Source organism: Burkholderia gladioli, from assembly GCF_000959725.1.
Taxonomy (GTDB): Bacteria; Pseudomonadota; Gammaproteobacteria; order Burkholderiales; family Burkholderiaceae; genus Burkholderia; species Burkholderia gladioli.
On record NZ_CP009321.1, the window covers coordinates 82,834 to 100,491 of the forward strand.

Genomic DNA, 17,658 nt, shown 5'->3' on the forward strand with positions numbered 1-17,658 from the left:
TGTATCGAGTGTCGCCGCGCAATTCAAGCTTGCGTGGCCGGCACCTCGATCCGATACTGCGAGCGGTCCTTGCCTTCAATCCACGCCGGCGGCCGGCCGCGACCGCTCCATGTCGCACCGCTCTTGGGATCGCGATACCGAGGCTGAACTGGCTGGCGCTTCCGCGTCTTGCTTGTGCCGAAGATCTCTCGCTTCGTGAGAGCGAACTCGCTCACGATGCGTTTGACGTCGTTGAGCGCTTGTGCGCGTTCTTCTGCCTGGGCAGCTTGGATTTCCGTTTCCAGAGCGGCTCGCTGTTCGAGAAGTTCTTTGTAGGTCGACATCTTTTCTCCAGTCGTGGTGAGGGAATCGATATCGACCAGCATAAGGAGCGATTCTGGAAATCAAGTTTTCGCGATCAGCCACGACGGTCGCGTCAAATGAAATCGGGCGCGAGGCTGGCGTGATGCACGGCAGCGGCTTCGGGGCTCGGGAATCGGTCGTAGATGTGCCGCCCCTTCCATAGCAGGGTCCGCCATTCGCCATCGATCTTGCAGCGCTCGATTGTCCAGCCTGACGCGTGCGAATAGCCGTAGGGGCTCACGACCTGCCAGCCTAAGGCGACGAGCGCTTGTGCCTCGGGCGTTTGCGAGGCCGCCTGGATCCACCGCCGCGACTCTTCGTTCCGCTGTTCCCTGTCCATCCTTCCGTTCCCCCTTTTCCGCCGTCAATGAAAATCGTGTGACTCGACGGGCAGCCCGCCGAGCAGTTCGCTGCGATCTCGCAGGTCTTTTGCGATCAGGTGGTGAACATCGCCTTCGGTTTGCCACACACCATAGACCGCAAGCAACGAAGCGCCAAGCGCCTCTCGTCGATACCTTTCGAGAAGGTCGGGCCAGACAATCACGTTGGTCTGGCCCGTCTCGTCTTCGAGCGTAATGAACAGCACGCCCTTTGCGGTGCCCGGGCGCTGACGTACGGTCACAATCCCGCATGCGCGCGCGAATTGCCCATTGCGCAGCTGCGCGAGCTCGCGCGCCGGCAGCAGCCGGTCGGCTCGCAGCCGATCGCGCAGCAGCTCGAGTGGGTGCCGACCGAGCGTGAAGCCCATCGCACGATAGTCCGTCACAATCTCGCTGCCTTCCGAGGCCTGCGGCAGCGCCGGCGCCTCGTCGTCGCGTTCCGTGCCGCGCAGAATATCCTTGTCCGGCACCGCCGCGGCGGCCGTCCAGATGGCGTTGCGCCGATGGCCCTTGGCCAGCGAGCGCAGCGCGCTGGCACGAGCGAGAACAGCCAGGTCATGCCGGTCGAGCGCCGCCCGTCGAGCGAGATCCGCGACGTCGACGAAGGGGCGCACGGCGCGCGCCAGTTGGATCCTCTCGGCGGCTTCCACGCGCATGCCGCTGATCAGCGACATGCCCACGCGCACGGGCGCCTCGGTGGTGTCGCCCTCGAGCGTCGAATCCCAGCTGCTGACCGTCACGTCGACGGGTAGCACCTGTACGCCGCGGCGCCGGGCGTCCTGGATGAGCTGTGAGGGAGTGTAGAAGCCCATCGGCTGGCTATTCAGCAGCGCGGCCAGGAACACGGCCGGCTCGTGGCGGCGCAGCCAAGCGCTGGCGTAGACCAGCAGCGCGAAGCTGGCTGCGTGGCTCTCCGGAAAGCCGTAGTCGCCGAAGCCTTTGATTTGAGCGAAGATCGCTTCGGCGAAGTCCCGGTCGTAGCCGCGCGCCAGCATGCCGTTCACCAGGCGCTCGTGGTAGGGCTCCAGGCCGCCCTTGCGTTTCCATGCTGCCATCGCGCGGCGCAACTGGTCGGCCTCGCCGGCGGAGAAGCCGGCCGCGAGCATGGCCACCTGCATGACCTGCTCCTGGAAGATCGGCACGCCGAGCGTGCGCTTGAGCGCTTTCTCGACGTCGGGCGACGGGAACGTCACGGGCTCGAGGCCTTGGCGTCGACGCAGGAACGGGTGGACCATCCCGCCCTGCACGGGGCCCGGCCGAACGATTGCGACTTCGATGACCAGGTCGTAGAAGCACCTCGGCTGCAGGCGAGGCAGCATCGACATCTGCGCGCGCGACTCGACTTGGAACACCCCCATGCTGTCGCCGTGGCAGAGCATCTCGTAAGTGGCCTCGTCTTCGGCCGGGATGTCCTGCAGCTCGAAAGCCTCGCCGCGCTTCTCCGAGATCATCTCCAGCGCGCGCCGCACCATGCTGAGCATGCCTAGGGCCAGGACGTCGATTTTCAGCAGGCCCAGCGCCTCGATATCGTCCTTGTCCCACTGGATGATCGTTCGATCCTCCATCGCGGCGTTTTCGATCGGCACCATGCGTGAGAGCTTCGTGCGCGAAATGACGAAGCCGCCCGAGTGCTGCGACAGATGCCGCGGGTAGCCGAGCAGCGCGGTGGCAAACGCGGCCCACTGTTGGTTCATCGGCGCCTCGACGTCGAGGCCTGCCTCGGCAAAGCGCGCGAGCAGATCCGCTTTCGAGTCGAACCAGTGGTGGGCCTTCGCCACACGATCGACGATGATCGGATCCACGCCGAGGGCCTTGCCGGCCTCGCGCAACGCGCCGCGTGGGCGATAGGTCGACACGGCCGCGGTCAGTGCCGCGCGATCGCGGCCGTACTTGCTGTAGATGTACTGCATCACCTCTTCGCGCCGCTGATGCTCGAAGTCGACGTCGATATCGGGCGGCTCGTTGCGTTCCTTGCTGATAAAGCGCTCGAACAGCATGTTGCCGCGCGCCGGATCGACCTCCGTCACCCGAAGGCAATAGCAGACAGCGCTGTTCGCGGCGGAGCCGCGGCCTTGGCAGAGGATGTTTTGGCTACGTGCGAATCGCACGATGTCGTAGACCGTCAGGAAGTACGGCTCATACTTCAGTTCGGCGATCAGCTGCAGCTCGTGTTCGATCTGCGCCTGCACGTTGAACGGTATCCCGTTGGCGAAGCGCCCGTGCGCGCCGATATAGGTCTGCTCACGCAGATACGACGCTGGCGTGTAGCCGGCCGGCACGAGCTCGTCGGGATACTCGTAGCGCAGCTCGTCGAGCGAGAACGTGCAGCGCCGCGCGATGCGGACCGCCTCCTCCAGCGCGCCGGCCGGGTAGAGGTTGGCCAGGCGCAACCGGGATCGCAAGTGCCGCTCGGCGTTCGGCGCGAGCTCGTAGCCACACTCGCCCACCGACCGGCCGAGCCGGATCCCCGTCAGCACGTCTTGCAGGGGCTTCCTCGAGCGCACGTGCATCAAGGGCCAGCTGGTGGCCACCACTGGCACGTCGTGGCGCGCGGCGGCCCGCTCGACGGCGCCTCGGTGGATTTCGTCCATCGCCCGGGCATGCAGCGTCAGCGCGACCCGCGCGCGATCGCCGAACACGCGCGCGGCCCATTCGAGCTGCGCATCGAGGCGCTGTTCGGTCGCGGGAAAATCGGGCGTGAGGATGATCATGCAGTCCGGCAGGCCTCGCAGATGCTCGAGCGGTGCCTCGGGATGCTCGAGGTCCATCGGCGCCAGGCGATACGTGCCCTTCGCCGCGCGCGTGCGGCCGAGCGTGACGAGTTCGCAGAGATTGCCGTAGCCCTCGCGGTTCATCGCGAGGGCCGTGAAGGCGAGGGCGGGCGACCCGTCGCCGGCGGTCAGGCGAAAGTGGGAGCCGATGATCAGCGGCAGGCCTGCGGCCTTCGCTTCCACGTGTGCGCGCACGACGCCGGCCAGCGAGCACTCGTCCGTGATCGCGATCGCACTGTACCCGAGGCGCGCCGCGCGCTCCACCAGCTCCTCGGCGCGCGAGGCGCCGTGCAGAAATGAGAAGTTGCTCGCGCACTGCAGTTCCGCATAAGCGGGCAGCACGCCGATCGGCGCGGCGCACATCGCAGGTCAACCGAACAGGCCATGCAGGAACCAGCGCGGCTCGCGCTCGTCGCGCGCTGAAACGCGCTCGCGGAACAGCCAGAAATGCACGCCGTTGTCGTCTTCGCCGACAAAATAATCGCGCGTCACGGCCTCGCCGTCATCCCAGCCGCACTCGATCCGCTCGCCCGGCGACATCATGCGCAGCGGCGTACCGTAAAAAGGACGATTGGCGCGCATGAGCAGCTGAACGGGCTTCTCCAGCAGCCAGGCGGGGCGCGGCAGATCCGCCGGCGCCGGCACCGGCTTCTTGCGCTGGTCGAACGGGATCCACTGCGCGGCGACCTCCGGCCGGAAGTCGGCCGCCGGCGCCGGCACGAGCACGTTCTCGGCGCCCAGGCGCGCGGTCAGCAGCTCCATGAGCCGCGCGTGGTCTTGCGGCGTGCCACCAGGCTCAGGAAACAGCGTTTCGCTCGGCGCTTCCGCCGGCTGCACACGATGAGCGTGGAGCGCGATCGCAATCGCGGGCGTGGGCAGCTCGAGGCGGCCCAACCGCTCCTTGACCAGCCGCATGAGATGCTCTTCGAAGCGGGTGGGCGCGCCGAGCACGATCTCGAGCTCGGTCGGGGCGATCGCGTTGCGGCCGCGTTCATGCTCGAGCTTCAGCACGAACGCACACAGGTCCAACTGCTTCACGGCCAGCCAGCCCGTCAACTGCAGCACCAGGCGGTGGGCGGCGAACACCAGGGCGTCGGCATGCTCGACGCGGTCAGGCAGCTCGATGCGCACGTCGAACGCCGGCGGCGCTTCGAGCCAGTCATACGGCGCCGGCGCGGCACCGGCTACCTGGTCGAGCCAATCAAGGAGGGCAGTGCCGCACCGCTTCTTGAGCCCGGCGCGCGGCAGGCGCTGCAGATCGGCAAGGGTGGCGCAGCCCAGCGCGTCGAACCACTCCACGTAGCGGCGCGCCGGCGGCGCCACTGCGAGCGGGGCGCGGGCCAGGGCGCGCTGCAGGGAGCGCGCGGCGAGCGCGGATCCGCCGCGCAGGCCTCGGGCGAGCGTCCAGGCGGCCGGCCCCGTCGACGCGAGCGACACGGCGGCCGTCAGACCGAACGATGCCACCAGCTTGCGGACCCGGCGCCGAAGCGCGCGAATGCCGTGGAACAGGCGCAGGCTGGCGGTCACGTCGAGCAGCACCACAGCCTCGGCCTCGAGCACGACGCTCGGCGTGAACTGCAGCAGCGCATACGCGACGCCGCGCACGAGCTCGTCCTCGCGCGCGACGTCGCGCGTGCAGATTCGCGCGTCGGGCGCGAGCGTAAGGACGCCGCCGCGGCGCATGCCGACCAGGACGCCGAGCTCGGCCGCCGGCCGATCGAGCGCGACCACGCGGTCCTGCTCAAGCACGACGACACCCGCGCCGTCATTCGACGATGGCGCTGGCGACAGCGGGACGAACGTTTCGAGAGTGAGGCGCGGCAGATGCACGCCGATCCAGACTGCCATGGCGATCAAGCAAAATCGGGGAGGGGGAGAGCGGCACGAACAGCGGTTCGTCGCGCTGGGCGCCGCGGCGTTTCACGAAGGTCACCTCGACGCCATCGCGCGCCGGCGCGAGTGCCAGGCGTAGCGGCGCTGGGGACGCATCGCGCGCGGCGGCCGCCGGGCGCAACAGGAAAAACAGGGCGGAGCCGGCCTGCGCCGCAAGGTTGAGGCGTCGCAGTGCGTCCGATCGCACGACGTGCTGCCAGAGCAGGACCGCGCCACACGTGCCGGCGCGCAGCGCTTGCTCTGCGGCCCAGAGCGCATCGGCCGTGCGTGGTGTACGCAGGCTCACGAACGCCGCCGGATCCACGCCCCAGTATGCGAGCGCGGCCGGTTGCAGGCGATGGGGCGCCTGGACGACCACGATCGGTTTGGGCGCCAGGCGCGCAAGCACAGGCGCGAGCAGGCGCAGTTCGCCGATGCCCGGCTGCTGCGTCAGCAGCTCGACCAGGCAACTGGGCGGCCAGCCACCGTTAGGAAGCTCGGCGGACAGAGTAGGGTGCCCGGTTTCGATGCCGACGGTGCCGGCCTGCGCGCGCTGGCTGGCGCGCCACAGGGCTGGGTGAATTCGTTCCGGATGAGCGAGAGCGGGGTTCATGTTCGTGCACAAATACTGTATGGATATACAGGGTATGGCGATTGTAACCCAGCCGTCTCAAAAAGCCAGCGCGGGAATTGCACTAGCCGGTTGACGGTCCGCCGGACGCCGGCGCCAAGCGCCGCTCGGCAGCAGTTGCGTCCGGCGAGCGTAAGATGACCAAATCGAATCCGGAAGGAGGCGACATGCGAAAACCCCTGACCGAAATGCAGCGCGCATTCATTGACTGGTGCATCGCTTACTCGAAGTTCGAGATCGTCGACTCGATGTCGATCAGCATGGTGTCGGCCGTCGCCAACAGCTACGACTTCGTGGCAGACGAGGCCAAGCTCGGCAGGTACGGCTATTGCACGCCGAGAATGATTAGATGGGGCAAAAGCCTGTTTCCCGACCCGCCGGGCAGCCCCGAGGGATCTGGTTTCGATGATGCTTACGAGGACGTCTGTACTGCGCTTGATGACTGGCTACGCACCTTCGTTATGCCGATGACGCAGATCTCGTTTCCACCCGAGCCGAGCCATGAAGGCGGGCCGGTCTACTACAACGACCCGAGCATTTCCGACGTGCAAGATCCGCCGTCTGAGACGCCGTGACGCCCTACGTGCGCCATGGCGTCCAGTGGGCCGCTATTCGTCGTTGTCGAGAGGGAGGTCTGCCTTGTGCACCAACTATGTTGCAACCAGCGAAAGCCGGTACGCCGATCTTTTCGATTCGGCACCGCCGGATGGTGATTGGCCGGCCGAAATCTACTGTGACTACCCCGCGCCGTTCATCCGCCGCGGCGCCGACGGCGAGCGGGAATCGCTTCTGGGCAGCTTCGGTATCCGGCCGCAGTCGCGGATCGGCAAGTTCAAGTTCGACACCATGAACGCGCGCAGCGAGACGGTCGGACAGAAACCCAGCTTCAAGGATTCCTGGCACGCCTGCCGTTTTGCGATCGTGCCGGCGGACGTCATCTATGAGCCGCGGTATCCACCGCTTCCGGATCTCGACACGCCTGTTCGCGAGGAGCTCGTGCGCAAGGTGTTGAAGGACAAATCAGAGCGCTGGGCGATCGAGCTGGCGAGCGGCGCGCCGTGCGCAGTAGCCGGGCTGTGGAAGCCCTGGCCCGAGCCCGACGGCGCCGTGGTCTACGGCTTCACGATGTTGACCGTCAACGCGGATGGCCATCCGTTCCTGAGCCAGTTCCACCGACATCTCGAGGCGGACGGCACGCCGAACGAGAAGCGCGGCGTCGTGATCTTGCTGCCTGAGCAGTACGATGACTGGCTTAACTGCAGGGAGCCGGAGCAGGCACGGTCGTTCCTGTCTTTGCTGCCGGCCGAAGCGTATCGGGGCCACCCGGCGCCGCGGCCGCCTCGCCGCAAAAAGCAGGAGCTGGTGGCGCCCGGGCCAGCCAACGACGAGCTGTTTTGAGGCTGACGAACCAATGGTTCGAGGATCCGGACGATGGTGCCCCGGGAACGCTTCGGGATGCGTCCGGGGGCCGCGCGAGCTGACAAACCAGGCGGCGACCGGCCGACCGAGGTCGAGTGGCCGCACCGGGATCGCTAGGGAAACGCTGATTAATAGGCAAACGCGCAAGCTTGTCGGCCGTGCTGACGCGCAAATTCCGGATGCCGAAGTGAATCGCAGCGAATTCGGGGAAGTTTGCCCCGGGAAAGCGCCTCATTTCCTGCATTTTTCATACACGTGACGGACTACTGCCATGAACCGAGCGCAACCGATTTCGCGCGATCACCAAGTTCGCCAAAGCGAACAGGCTGAACAGTTGCGCCGTGTTCTTCGCCAGTCCCTTGTAGCGCACCTTGCGATGACGGAACAGGTTCTTGACGACATGAAACGGATGCTCGACCCGCGCGCGAATTTGTGCCTTGGTTCGCTCGAGCGCGATCACCAGATCCTTCAGTGCACCATCCTGCATCGCCTTGATCTTTCCTCGCTTGGCCGCCACGCGCCACTTCACCGACAGGTCCTTCATTTCATTGCGCTTGTCTACGCCGATGTAGCCCGCGTCGCCGAACGCTTCTTGCTCGTGACCATGCAACAGCGCGTGCGCTTGCGAAACATCCGACACGTTGGCGGACGTGCCGACCACGCTGTGAACCAGCCCCGAATCGGCATCGACGCCGATGTGCGCCTTCATGCCGAAGTGCCACTCGTTGCCTTTCTTCGTTTGATGCATGTCCGGATCGCGACGCTTCTCGGCGTTCTTGGTCGACGACGGCGCTTCGATGATCGTCGCGTCGACCAGCGTGCCTTCCTTCATCATCAGCCCGCGTTCGCACAGCGAGGTGCCAATCTCGTCGAACAGTTTGCGCGTCAGGTCATGTTCAAGCAGCAGGCGCCGGAACTTCAGCAGCGTGGTCGCATCCGGCACGGTCTCGACGGCCAGATCTATCCCGGCGAAGGCTCGCATCGCGATGCTGTCGTACAGCGCATCCTCCAGCCCTTCGTCCGACAGGCTGTACCACTGCTGCAGGAAGTAGATTCGAAGCATCCGCTCCAGACCGATCGGCGGGCGGCCACGCTCGCCCTTCGGGTAGTACGGCTCGATTGCCATCAGCAACCGCGACCACGGCACCAGCTTCTCCATCTCGTCCAGGAAACGCTGGCGCCGGGTCACGCGCTTCTTGCCCGCGCTTTCCGCTTCCGCAAAGCTCATTTGCCGTTTCATCGTCGTGGATTCGTTCCGTGAACTGTCTTCTACAACGTCCTCGGCTACGTCAGCGATGACCGCCGAGCCGGATAAATCAGTGTTTCCCTAGGGAAACGCTGATTAATAGGCAAACGCGCAAGCTTGTCGGCCGTGCTGACGCGCAAATTCCGGATGCCGAAGTGAATCGCAGCGAATTCGGGGAAGTTTGCCCCGGGAAAGCGCCTCATTTCCTGCATTTTTCATACACGTGACGGACTACTGCCATGAACCGAGCGCAACCGATTTCGCGCGATCACCAAGTTCGCCAAAGCGAACAGGCTGAACAGTTGCGCCGTGTTCTTCGCCAGTCCCTTGTAGCGCACCTTGCGATGACGGAACAGGTTCTTGACGACATGAAACGGATGCTCGACCCGCGCGCGAATTTGTGCCTTGGTTCGCTCGAGCGCGATCACCAGATCCTTCAGTGCACCATCCTGCATCGCCTTGATCTTTCCTCGCTTGGCCGCCACGCGCCACTTCACCGACAGGTCCTTCATTTCATTGCGCTTGTCTACGCCGATGTAGCCCGCGTCGCCGAACGCTTCTTGCTCGTGACCATGCAACAGCGCGTGCGCTTGCGAAACATCCGACACGTTGGCGGACGTGCCGACCACGCTGTGAACCAGCCCCGAATCGGCATCGACGCCGATGTGCGCCTTCATGCCGAAGTGCCACTCGTTGCCTTTCTTCGTTTGATGCATGTCCGGATCGCGACGCTTCTCGGCGTTCTTGGTCGACGACGGCGCTTCGATGATCGTCGCGTCGACCAGCGTGCCTTCCTTCATCATCAGCCCGCGTTCGCACAGCGAGGTGCCAATCTCGTCGAACAGTTTGCGCGTCAGGTCATGTTCAAGCAGCAGGCGCCGGAACTTCAGCAGCGTGGTCGCATCCGGCACGGTCTCGACGGCCAGATCTATCCCGGCGAAGGCTCGCATCGCGATGCTGTCGTACAGCGCATCCTCCAGCCCTTCGTCCGACAGGCTGTACCACTGCTGCAGGAAGTAGATTCGAAGCATCCGCTCCAGACCGATCGGCGGGCGGCCACGCTCGCCCTTCGGGTAGTACGGCTCGATTGCCATCAGCAACCGCGACCACGGCACCAGCTTCTCCATCTCGTCCAGGAAACGCTGGCGCCGGGTCACGCGCTTCTTGCCCGCGCTTTCCGCTTCCGCAAAGCTCATTTGCCGTTTCATCGTCGTGGATTCGTTCCGTGAACTGTCTTCTACAACGTCCTCGGCTACGTCAGCGATGACCGCCGAGCCGGATAAATCAGTGTTTCCCTAGAGACTGTATGGCCTACATTCATGAGCTTTCCGACGCGGGATCGCGAATTATTGCTCGGGCTGTCTCTTACATGCCATCTTGAGCAACGAGCCGAGAATGCGGCCGAAGTGAAAAATTGCCTTCGTGACGCGCTTGCAGACCCCAACGTTTTGCTCCCGAACGGAACCACTCCTGAGGCCGCGAAAGGCAGCCTTGATCGCCTGATCAACGCACAGGGCAAATAGCAGCTTGGCGTAAGCGCCGGCACTCTTTTTTGTCGCCTTCCCCGTAGACCGGAAACGAGTTGTGGCTGCGAAGTCGCACGACTGTTCAAGAAATTTATAGCGAGAGTATTTTCCATGATTGTCATTCTGGTAGATCTAGTTGTGGGTGCCATCGTGGTAGGGTGGCTGGCGATCGCTATCGCTCAAAACATTGGCCGAATATTCGGGTACTGGCTGGTGCCCGCGCTTCTTAGCATCTACTTCGGGGCGGCCCTGCTGTTCGTTGCGCCCGCGCCACCCGATGCTTCCTTTCAAACCGTCTATCAAATGTTGGCGGGAGCTAGTCTGGGAGCGATTCCTGTCCCACTCTGCTTTATGATCCTAGGCGCCGTATTCCTTGCCAGCGGGGCTGGTCTGCGTAACTGGCGCACGAGCTGGACATCTAGAAATCATTGAAGAGTAGGGATCACGGAAATGACCACGAATTCGACGGGCTACCTTGCGTTGCTTACGCAATTACAAGAGCTGGACGGGCAGATCAAAGTGGCGCTGGAAAGTGAACGGGAGGCCGCCATCGTTCAGATCAAAGCGCTGATGAGCGACTTGGGCATCAGCATCCACGACCTCCAGGAAAGACCCTCGAAACGAAAGGCAGCCCGGTTGTCGAGTGCTCCACTGTATCGAGACCCGAAAACCGGCAAAACTTGGGCCGGGCGCGGCCGACAGCCCGCATGGCTCGGTGATGACCCTGCTCAGTTTCTCATCCAGCCTGATCTTCTCGACGATAAATAAGGATTCCAACGAAATCCGTCAACTTTGAGGCGCCACGCCAGACCATTGCTCAGAGCATCGCACCACGCCGATGGGTAGCAACAGAACTGCCAATCAAAAATCGTTGAATATACTTATGTCAAATTAGTTGTACGCACAACGTATTTGCGACGGCCCGCCAGCAGCACAGAACTCTCTCGCCAATTCCCCGCCCAACTTCTTCTCAACCTCCATTTTCCGTTGCAGGCCTGGACGCCGCGTGCAGCGTCAGCTTCTTGCGCGCGCCACATACCGCGCCGGTCGTAGAGGCCGGAGACAAGCCGCTGGTGCATAGTCACTGCAGATACTGCTCGTTGCCCACCAGGCCAATCCGGGTTGCCCCCTCGCGCTGGGCGGCGGCCAGTGCCTGCGCGACCACTCGATAAGGCGCAAGCCGGTTCGCCAGCGGGGGCACCTCAGGCTGCCGCGGCGACCGGGCCGCGCCGGTCGGCGGAGCGGCATCGTGAGCGCGAGCTGGAGGCTGGGCCTGCTCACGTGCGTCTATGCCCCGTCGTCCGATTCGCACGTGCTGCACGAGACGTTCGCGTTGATCGAGGCGGCCGAGGCGCTCGGCTATCACGGCGCCTGGGTGGCCCAGCATCATTTCGGCCGAGGCACGCCGCACGCGGCGCATCGCGCTGGGACAGCGCGGTAATCCTGCTGCCGCTGGAGGCGCCGCTGCGGGTGGCCGAGGATACGGCGGTGCTCGACGCGCTGTGGGCCGGCCGGCTGCAGCTCGGCTTCGGCGCCCAGCATCACTTTCGCACCGAATTCGGTCGGCTGCCCTCGCCGCTGGTGCTGCTCGCGGCCATCGCGCAGTGCACGCGGCGCATCGAGCTCGGCACTGGGCTCGTCACGCTGCCGCTCGAGGATCCGCTGCGGCTCGCCGAGGACGCGACGGTGCTCGACGTGCTGTCGATCGGGCGCGTGCAGCTAAGGCTCGGCAGCGGCGGCGCCAACACGGATGCGTTCTCGGCCTTCGGGATCGATGCCGGCACGCGCCAGACGCGCTCCACCGCATCGCTGGAACGGCTCGAGCAGGCGCTCTCGGGCACCCCGTTGGCGCCGGGCGCGAGCGCTGCCGCCGACGCACGCAATACAGACGATCAAAACGACGACGCCCAGGCCGCGCCGCTGCGGCTGCAACCGCCGGCCGCCGGCATGCGCGAGCGGCTCTGGCACTCGCGTTCGAGCCCCGAGGGCGCGCGCCTGGCGGCCGCGCACGGCAACGGCCTGCTGCTCGGCACGGCGGTGCACGATCCGCGCGGCGTGCAGCTGCCGCTGGCCCAGGCCTATCTCGCCGCCTGGCGCGAGCGCGCCGACGCGGCCAGCCGCGCGCCGCGCCTGGGGTGGTGCGCGCGGTATTCCCCGCCGCCGACCGACGCACCGCATTGGCCGAGCTCGCCGACGACGTGCTGCGCCTCATCCCCTGGCTGGCCGCCACGGGTCACCCCGGCGTGACCGAACCGGCCGCAATCCTGCGCCTGCTCAACATGCACCACGGTCATCCCGACGAAGTGATCGAGAGCCTGCGCGCGGATCCGGCGCTGTTCCCCATCGCCAGCTACTTCCTGCCGGCGGTGCAATCCGAGCGCTCCTTGCTGGACCAGTCGCTGCGGCGGCGGCGCACGCCGGCCGAGACCATCGCGCCGGCGCTGGACTGGCGCCCCGCCTTGCGCGCCACATGAGTGCGACCGCCGCGGCCGAGGACGGCTGCGCGGCCCTGCTGCCGAGCGCCGGCCCGGGCCGGCCCGATCCCTGGATCGCGGCGGCGGTGCTCAGCGAAGCGCTGCCGGAACTGGCGCTGACGATCGCCCTGCAGGCCGGCGCCATTCTGCCGGTGGCCGCCGCGCTGTGCGCACAGAGCCTGCAATCGCTCAGGGGCGGCCGGCTCGCGCTGGCCGTGGAGCGCGATGCGCCCGGCGTCGACGCGAGCCGGCGTGGCGCGAAGCTCAATCGCGGCCAGCGCCGCGCGCGCAGGCTCGAATTCCTCGCGATCCTGCACGCGGTCTGGGCCGGCACGGGGCCACTGGACCACCAGGGCGCCTGGTTCCGCGCCGAGCATGCGCGCCTGGCCGAGATGCCGGTGCCGCGCCCGCCGCTCTACTGGATGGCGGCGGCCACCGCTGACAACCTGCGCGTCGCCCCGTTCTGCGACGGCCTGATCGCCGCCGCGCGGCCCGACCCGGCCGTGTTCGAGGCGCTCGCGCGCGTCAGCGCGGCGTGCGCGCTGCCCTGCCTTCGGCTCGCGAGCTGTTCCGCTGCGCCCTCAGCGTGGCCGACGCTCCGCGCGCGGCCCCTCGCCTGGGCGCCCCCCCCCGACGAACTGCTGCACGGCGCCTCGGTAAGCATCTACACGAAAGCTCACCGCGCGCTCGACGCCTATGACTCGGTGGCCCAGCGCAGCCAGGCCACGCTCGCTGCGCGAACTGGAGGTCTATCCGAACCTGTGGGCCGGTGTCGGCCTCACGCGCGGGAGCGCGGGCACAGCCATCGTCGGCAGACACGACAAGGTCGCGCAGTGCCTGGGAGAATTCCGCGCGCTCGGCATTAAAATAACCCGTAGGCCGTCCGTTAATTTCTAGTCGTTGACGGTAGCGATAAGGTCCGCTTCGCGGCCATGGTCCAAGCCAACGTAGCATCGCTCTCCAACATCCAAGAAACGAGGTACGCGTGACATCGAAAATCACCGAATTGCAATCTCAGCTGCGCGACATCAATATCCAACTGGCCGATGCAAGAGTCGAGGAAAAGCGTGCCCTCCTTGCTGCGGTAAAGGAGCACGCGCAGTCGCTAGGAATTACGCAGGACGAGCTGTTAATCGCAGCTGGGTTCAAGAAGCCGAAACACCGACGCGCGCCGGCGAAATACTATGACCCGAGCAGCGGTAATAAGTGGTCAGGACGGGGACCGAAGCCGAAGTGGCTGCAAGATAAAAATCTCGACGATTACCTCATCGACCAGAATCGACCTGAGCCTCAGGCGTGGTGGCCAGGCGAATGAAAGACGGTGCAGATTCCGCGCCCTTTTTCTATCCCGTTTCCAGAATGGTTTCTCTCCCTCGACCGGTTGCTGGCGCCCACGGGCGCTCCGGCCGTTCCCGACCGCAACTCGCACGAGTTCGACAATTGCCGCAGTCACTAGGGCGGAGGTTGCATGCTTCCTTTTGTCGCGCGTCGCTTGCGATATCAGTGATCCGTCAGCCATTGCAGCTGCCTGCCGATCGCCAAGCCCTGCATCGGAATCTGGAGCTCGAACCGACTGCGGAGATATTCGACGAGAAACTCCCGGTATCGCTCGCCCGCCAGCACAACACACCGCATACGCTGGTCTTGACGATTGGCTATTTGCTCATCGATTTGCTTCTGGACCCGCTGGGCCCACGCGCGGCGCGTGGCGACTCCCACTCGATTCAACGTCTGCTCGTAGGGCTCGATCACCGCAGCCGGCGCGGTCAGGCCGTGCTTCGCAGAGAGGATGTACCAATCACCGGAATGGCGCTCGACAAAGGCTCGCGCTTTCTTAAACCAGGGCGACTGGTAGAGATCTCTGGCAGGCGATGCTCGATCCAGTTTCGCCGTCACACAAGATATCAGGTAAATGTCGGTCATCGCGCCCTCTGAGGCCGGCCGTGCCGGCGCTTTCCGCTCTATTTCGTGCCCGTGGCGCAGCGGTGTCGCATAATCACTTCTGCGGCTCCGAAGAACCAGAGGTGACCAAAACCGTGAGCCGTTCGATTTCGGCAATGAGTTTCGGAACAGCGCGAGCGAGCTCGTAGGCCTCGCCAGGAAAATCCGTCTCCTTCAGTACCTGTCGACATATGCGCCGTAGCCTTACCAGATCGATCTCCACGCTTCCTCTCTTCACCCCCTTGAAAGCAGGGTGCTCCTATCCATTTAACGGCCTGCGTCTGTCGGCAACTCCGTGCAGAAACGGTCAGCGTTGAACCGGCGAACCTTTTCCGCGAGTGCATCCAGCCGGCGGCGCAAGTCAGGCGGACACGAGTCATCAATGCCGAGTAGAACGGTCATCATGCACAGCGCGACAACATCAGCTACGTCGGCTATAGCGTGCTCACTTACCACCTCTTCGAGGACGGAGATTTGATCTCGAACGTGTAGATCGCACAAGGACGATAGAAGCTCTTCGGCATTGAATTCCGGCTTGCGCATGCGTTTTCCTATTCGCGCCCGGGCAACTGCTCGAGCAATTCATCCAGCACGTCGGCCGCGCTCCCATGCAGCTCGGACGTTGCGTCATCCAACTCGATGCCCGAGGGCATCTTGTGCGACTCGGCAACGTCCCGTAGAGCGTTGATCGCGAGTCGAAGCGCATCAGCAACCGTCAGGTCAGGCATTGCCGTTTTCCTATTGCAGTTTCCTTGCGACCGCTTCGAACTCCTCGCCCAAGATGCCGTATAAGTGATCAAAGGAACTCAGAATAATCGTTAGATACGGCCCGAGCGCCGGTATCGCACGAGGCTGCCCGCCCAACCGAACGAGCAGCGCACTCTCATGCGTACCGAAGGTGCCCAGCAATCCGCTCCAATTCGGATGCGCATATTCACTCAAGTTCTCGTACAAGCGCATCAGTCCAGGTACGGGCAACCGCGCATCCGAGTCCCGAATAGCGTCTAAGACGTGGACGGAGACGGGGTCTCCTTCGTCACCAGTGCGTGATCCAACCACGACCTTCGCAACCCGCCTATATAACGCGGACACGTCGTTCGTCCGTTCAAACGCTTCCACACTACGCAGCAGGAACGGTAGTCCCCCCAAGAATTAACGGGTGTTCAAGGTAGAATTTTCTAGCAGCAGGATCGACAGGAAATTTTGCATGAAGACGTCCAGATTCACGGAAAGCCAGATCATCGGGATTTTGAAACAGGCCGAAGCCGGAACACCCGTGCCGGAGTTGTGCCGCGAGCACGGGATGAGCAGCGCGAGCTTCTACAAATGGCGCTCGAAATACGGCGGCATGGACGCGGCGCTGATGACCCGGATGAAGGAGCTTGAAGCGGAGAACGCGAGGCTCAAGAAGATGTACGCCGAAGAACGACTCAAGGCCGAAGTGGTGCGTGAGGCGCTCGAAAAAAAGTGGTGAGGCCATCTCGTCGGCGCGAGATGGCCATGCGTGCTGTCAAGGATCGGGCGATGAGCGTACGGGCGGCCTGTGAGGCGTTTGGCGTGAGCGAGACCTGCTACCGCTACCAGGCAAAGCGCTGCCCGGAAAACGGGGTGATCGCCGAGTGGCTTGTGAAACTCACGCATAACCAGCGCAACTGGGGCTTTGGCCTATGCTTCCTGTACCTGCGCAACGTGAAGGGCTTCGTCTGGAATCACAAACGCGTTTACCGCATCTATCGCGAACTGGAACTGAATCTGCGGATCAAGCCACGCAAACGACTGATGCGTGAGCAACCGGAACCACTGGCCGTGCCGCAGGCACTGAACGAGTGCTGGTCAATGGATTTCATGCACGATCAGCTTGCCGATGGGCGTAGCATCCGGCTGTTCAACGTGATTGACGACTTCAACCGGGAAGGCCTGTGCATCGAGGTGGACTTCTCGTTGCCGGCGCTACGTGTTATCCGGTCCCTGGATCAGGTGATCGAATGGCGCGGCAAGCCGCTGAAGATCCGCTGCGACAACGGACCGGAATATGTCAGCGATGCGCTCAGGGACTGGGCCGCTCGACGCGGCATCGTTCTGCAGTTTATCCAGCCCGGCAAGCCACAATAGAACGCGTACATCGAGCGTTACAACAGTAAGCGGTCTTTGAAGGACGCCATTGCACGGCGAGGCTGATTCCCCGAGGCTACGTGTCCATGTTCAATGAGCGTGGACAGGTGTGCATGAACGAGCAAGATGGAGGTTTGCAGAGCCGGTTGGTGGTCGATCTCAAGCGAGACGGACGGCGCAAGTACGACGAGGATGCGAAGCGCGAGTTGATACAGGCGTGTCTGAAGCCTGGGGTGTCTATCGCGCGGACGGCCATGGAACACGACATCAATCCGAACCTCGTTCGGACGTGGATTTCCAAGTATCAGCGCGAACAAGCCGCGGGCGAGATAGTCAGCTCCGCGACGGAGTCGTCACGAGAGGCTCGCGTCGAGTTGTCGACGGCTTCCGTGCCTGAGGAATCCGCCTTTATGCAGGTCGTCACCTCTGCAGCTGCCCCCACTCCGGCTATATCGGCTGCAGTGTTCTCGCTGAATGTGCACTTACCAAACGGCGTTTCCTTGGAGTTGAGCCAGGCGAACTTCGATGAGCTGACGATACTCGTCCAGATGCTCGGGAGGCTGCCGTGTTCCGGTTCGACGAAGGGCTGAAGGTCTACCTGCATCGCGATCCGGTCGACTTCCGCATGGGCATCAACGGGCTGTCGATCCTGGTCGAACAGGCGATGCGCCTGAACCCTATGACCTCGGCACTGTTCGTCTTCGGCAACCGCCGTCGTGATCGAGTCAAGATCCTCGGCTGGGGCGGCAACGGTTTCTGGTTGCTGCTCAAGCGACTCGAAGCCGACCGCTTCGTCTGGCCGAACGGAGGCGACACGATCACGCTCAGCGTTGAGCAGTTGCATTGGCTGCTCGACGGAATCGACCTGGCCGTGATCCAGAAGCATCCCCAGCGATATTACGCGCGGATGAGCTGAACACCACGCGGGTGACATGGTCTAATCG

The 17,658-nt window shown here is 64.0% G+C and carries 21 protein-coding genes and 2 pseudogenes; 12 read left to right on the forward strand and 11 right to left on the reverse strand.

What is annotated here, in order from left to right; all coding sequences use genetic code 11:
* Positions 1-23: 23 nt before the first annotated feature.
* The 5 genes from BM43_RS00815 to imuA form a co-directional block, all read right to left on the reverse strand.
* Positions 24-323, reverse strand: coding sequence for an H-NS histone family protein (locus BM43_RS00815; RefSeq protein WP_036052807.1), 300 nt, complete (start codon positions 321-323; stop codon positions 24-26).
* Positions 324-415: 92 nt separating this feature from the next.
* A complete protein-coding gene (locus BM43_RS00820; protein ID WP_036047712.1) occupies positions 416-682 on the reverse strand; it encodes a hypothetical protein in 267 nt (88 codons plus the stop codon).
* Between the two features lie 24 nt (positions 683-706).
* The gene (locus tag BM43_RS00825; RefSeq protein WP_036047709.1) at positions 707-3,856 is read right to left on the reverse strand and encodes an error-prone DNA polymerase; all 3,150 of its coding nucleotides are present in this window, start codon (positions 3,854-3,856) and stop codon (positions 707-709) included.
* 6 nt (positions 3,857-3,862) lie between these two features.
* Entirely contained in the window at positions 3,863-5,341 is a 1,479-nt protein-coding gene (locus tag BM43_RS00830) for a Y-family DNA polymerase (protein WP_036047707.1), read from the reverse strand.
* Positions 5,259-5,978 carry a translesion DNA synthesis-associated protein ImuA gene (gene imuA, locus BM43_RS00835; RefSeq protein ID WP_036047704.1) on the reverse strand — a complete coding sequence of 240 codons (720 nt, stop codon included), beginning with the start codon at positions 5,976-5,978 and terminating at the stop codon, positions 5,259-5,261. The genes BM43_RS00830 and imuA overlap by 83 nt, the downstream gene beginning before the upstream one ends.
* Before the next feature lie 155 nt (positions 5,979-6,133).
* Here imuA and BM43_RS00840 point away from each other — a divergent pair, with 155 nt between their 5' ends.
* Entirely contained in the window at positions 6,134-6,571 is a 438-nt protein-coding gene (locus BM43_RS00840) for a hypothetical protein (protein WP_230676220.1), read from the forward strand.
* A 64-nt stretch (positions 6,572-6,635) separates the two neighbouring features.
* Positions 6,636-7,394 (forward strand): SOS response-associated peptidase, encoded by a 759-nt coding sequence (locus BM43_RS00845; RefSeq protein ID WP_036047697.1) that lies wholly within the window; start codon positions 6,636-6,638, stop codon positions 7,392-7,394.
* Positions 7,395-7,662: 268 nt separating this feature from the next.
* Here the strand turns inward: BM43_RS00845 and BM43_RS00850 are convergent, their stop codons facing one another.
* Together BM43_RS00850 and BM43_RS00855 are read right to left on the reverse strand one after the other, a co-directional pair.
* The gene (locus tag BM43_RS00850; RefSeq protein WP_036047694.1) at positions 7,663-8,655 is read right to left on the reverse strand and encodes an IS5 family transposase; all 993 of its coding nucleotides are present in this window, start codon (positions 8,653-8,655) and stop codon (positions 7,663-7,665) included.
* A gap of 221 nt (positions 8,656-8,876) precedes the next feature.
* Positions 8,877-9,869, reverse strand: coding sequence for an IS5 family transposase (locus tag BM43_RS00855; protein WP_036047694.1), 993 nt, complete (start codon positions 9,867-9,869; stop codon positions 8,877-8,879).
* Positions 9,870-10,298: 429 nt separating this feature from the next.
* On the opposite strand from BM43_RS00855, the gene BM43_RS39955 reads away from it, so the two are divergent.
* From BM43_RS39955 to BM43_RS38085, 7 genes and pseudogenes are all read left to right on the forward strand, one after another.
* Positions 10,299-10,619, forward strand: a complete 321-nt coding sequence (locus tag BM43_RS39955; protein ID WP_144417600.1) for a hypothetical protein — start codon at positions 10,299-10,301, stop codon at positions 10,617-10,619.
* 18 nt (positions 10,620-10,637) lie between these two features.
* Positions 10,638-10,955: an H-NS histone family protein gene (locus tag BM43_RS00860; protein WP_036047689.1), complete on the forward strand. Its 318-nt coding sequence runs from the start codon at positions 10,638-10,640 to the stop codon at positions 10,953-10,955.
* A gap of 481 nt (positions 10,956-11,436) precedes the next feature.
* Complete coding sequence (locus tag BM43_RS41195; protein WP_036047687.1) at positions 11,437-11,628, forward strand: LLM class flavin-dependent oxidoreductase; 192 nt, start codon at positions 11,437-11,439, stop codon at positions 11,626-11,628.
* Between the two features lie 29 nt (positions 11,629-11,657).
* Positions 11,658-12,434, forward strand: coding sequence for an LLM class flavin-dependent oxidoreductase (locus BM43_RS00865; protein WP_052409119.1), 777 nt, complete (start codon positions 11,658-11,660; stop codon positions 12,432-12,434).
* Positions 12,386-12,661 (forward strand): hypothetical protein, encoded by a 276-nt coding sequence (locus BM43_RS42080; RefSeq protein ID WP_208453390.1) that lies wholly within the window; start codon positions 12,386-12,388, stop codon positions 12,659-12,661. The genes BM43_RS00865 and BM43_RS42080 overlap by 49 nt, the downstream gene beginning before the upstream one ends.
* Positions 12,662-13,393: 732 nt before the next feature.
* Positions 13,394-13,522 (forward strand): annotated as a pseudogene (locus tag BM43_RS42085) (alkanesulfonate monooxygenase); the annotation flags it as partial.
* A gap of 124 nt (positions 13,523-13,646) precedes the next feature.
* The gene (locus BM43_RS38085; RefSeq protein WP_013700210.1) at positions 13,647-13,976 is read left to right on the forward strand and encodes an H-NS histone family protein; all 330 of its coding nucleotides are present in this window, start codon (positions 13,647-13,649) and stop codon (positions 13,974-13,976) included.
* A 185-nt stretch (positions 13,977-14,161) separates the two neighbouring features.
* Here the strand turns inward: BM43_RS38085 and BM43_RS00875 are convergent, their stop codons facing one another.
* The 4 genes from BM43_RS00875 to BM43_RS41570 form a co-directional block, all read right to left on the reverse strand.
* The gene (locus BM43_RS00875) at positions 14,162-14,584 is read right to left on the reverse strand and encodes a DUF6884 domain-containing protein (protein ID WP_036047680.1); all 423 of its coding nucleotides are present in this window, start codon (positions 14,582-14,584) and stop codon (positions 14,162-14,164) included.
* 73 nt (positions 14,585-14,657) lie between these two features.
* Positions 14,658-14,825 carry a hypothetical protein gene (locus tag BM43_RS41205; protein ID WP_155296512.1) on the reverse strand — a complete coding sequence of 56 codons (168 nt, stop codon included), beginning with the start codon at positions 14,823-14,825 and terminating at the stop codon, positions 14,658-14,660.
* Positions 14,826-14,869: 44 nt separating this feature from the next.
* Positions 14,870-15,145 (reverse strand): hypothetical protein, encoded by a 276-nt coding sequence (locus BM43_RS00880; protein ID WP_036047676.1) that lies wholly within the window; start codon positions 15,143-15,145, stop codon positions 14,870-14,872.
* 8 nt (positions 15,146-15,153) lie between these two features.
* A complete protein-coding gene (locus tag BM43_RS41570; RefSeq protein ID WP_167547484.1) occupies positions 15,154-15,330 on the reverse strand; it encodes a hypothetical protein in 177 nt (58 codons plus the stop codon).
* A gap of 479 nt (positions 15,331-15,809) precedes the next feature.
* On the opposite strand from BM43_RS41570, the pseudogene BM43_RS00890 reads away from it, so the two are divergent.
* The 3 genes and pseudogenes from BM43_RS00890 to tnpB form a co-directional block, all read left to right on the forward strand.
* A pseudogene (locus BM43_RS00890) lies at positions 15,810-16,711 on the forward strand (IS3 family transposase); the annotation flags it as partial.
* 116 nt (positions 16,712-16,827) lie between these two features.
* Positions 16,828-17,304: an IS66-like element accessory protein TnpA gene (gene tnpA / locus BM43_RS00895; protein ID WP_036052816.1), complete on the forward strand. Its 477-nt coding sequence runs from the start codon at positions 16,828-16,830 to the stop codon at positions 17,302-17,304.
* Positions 17,280-17,630 (forward strand): IS66 family insertion sequence element accessory protein TnpB, encoded by a 351-nt coding sequence (gene tnpB / locus BM43_RS00900; RefSeq protein WP_036047872.1) that lies wholly within the window; start codon positions 17,280-17,282, stop codon positions 17,628-17,630. The genes tnpA and tnpB overlap by 25 nt, the downstream gene beginning before the upstream one ends.
* Positions 17,631-17,658 lie beyond the last annotated feature (28 nt).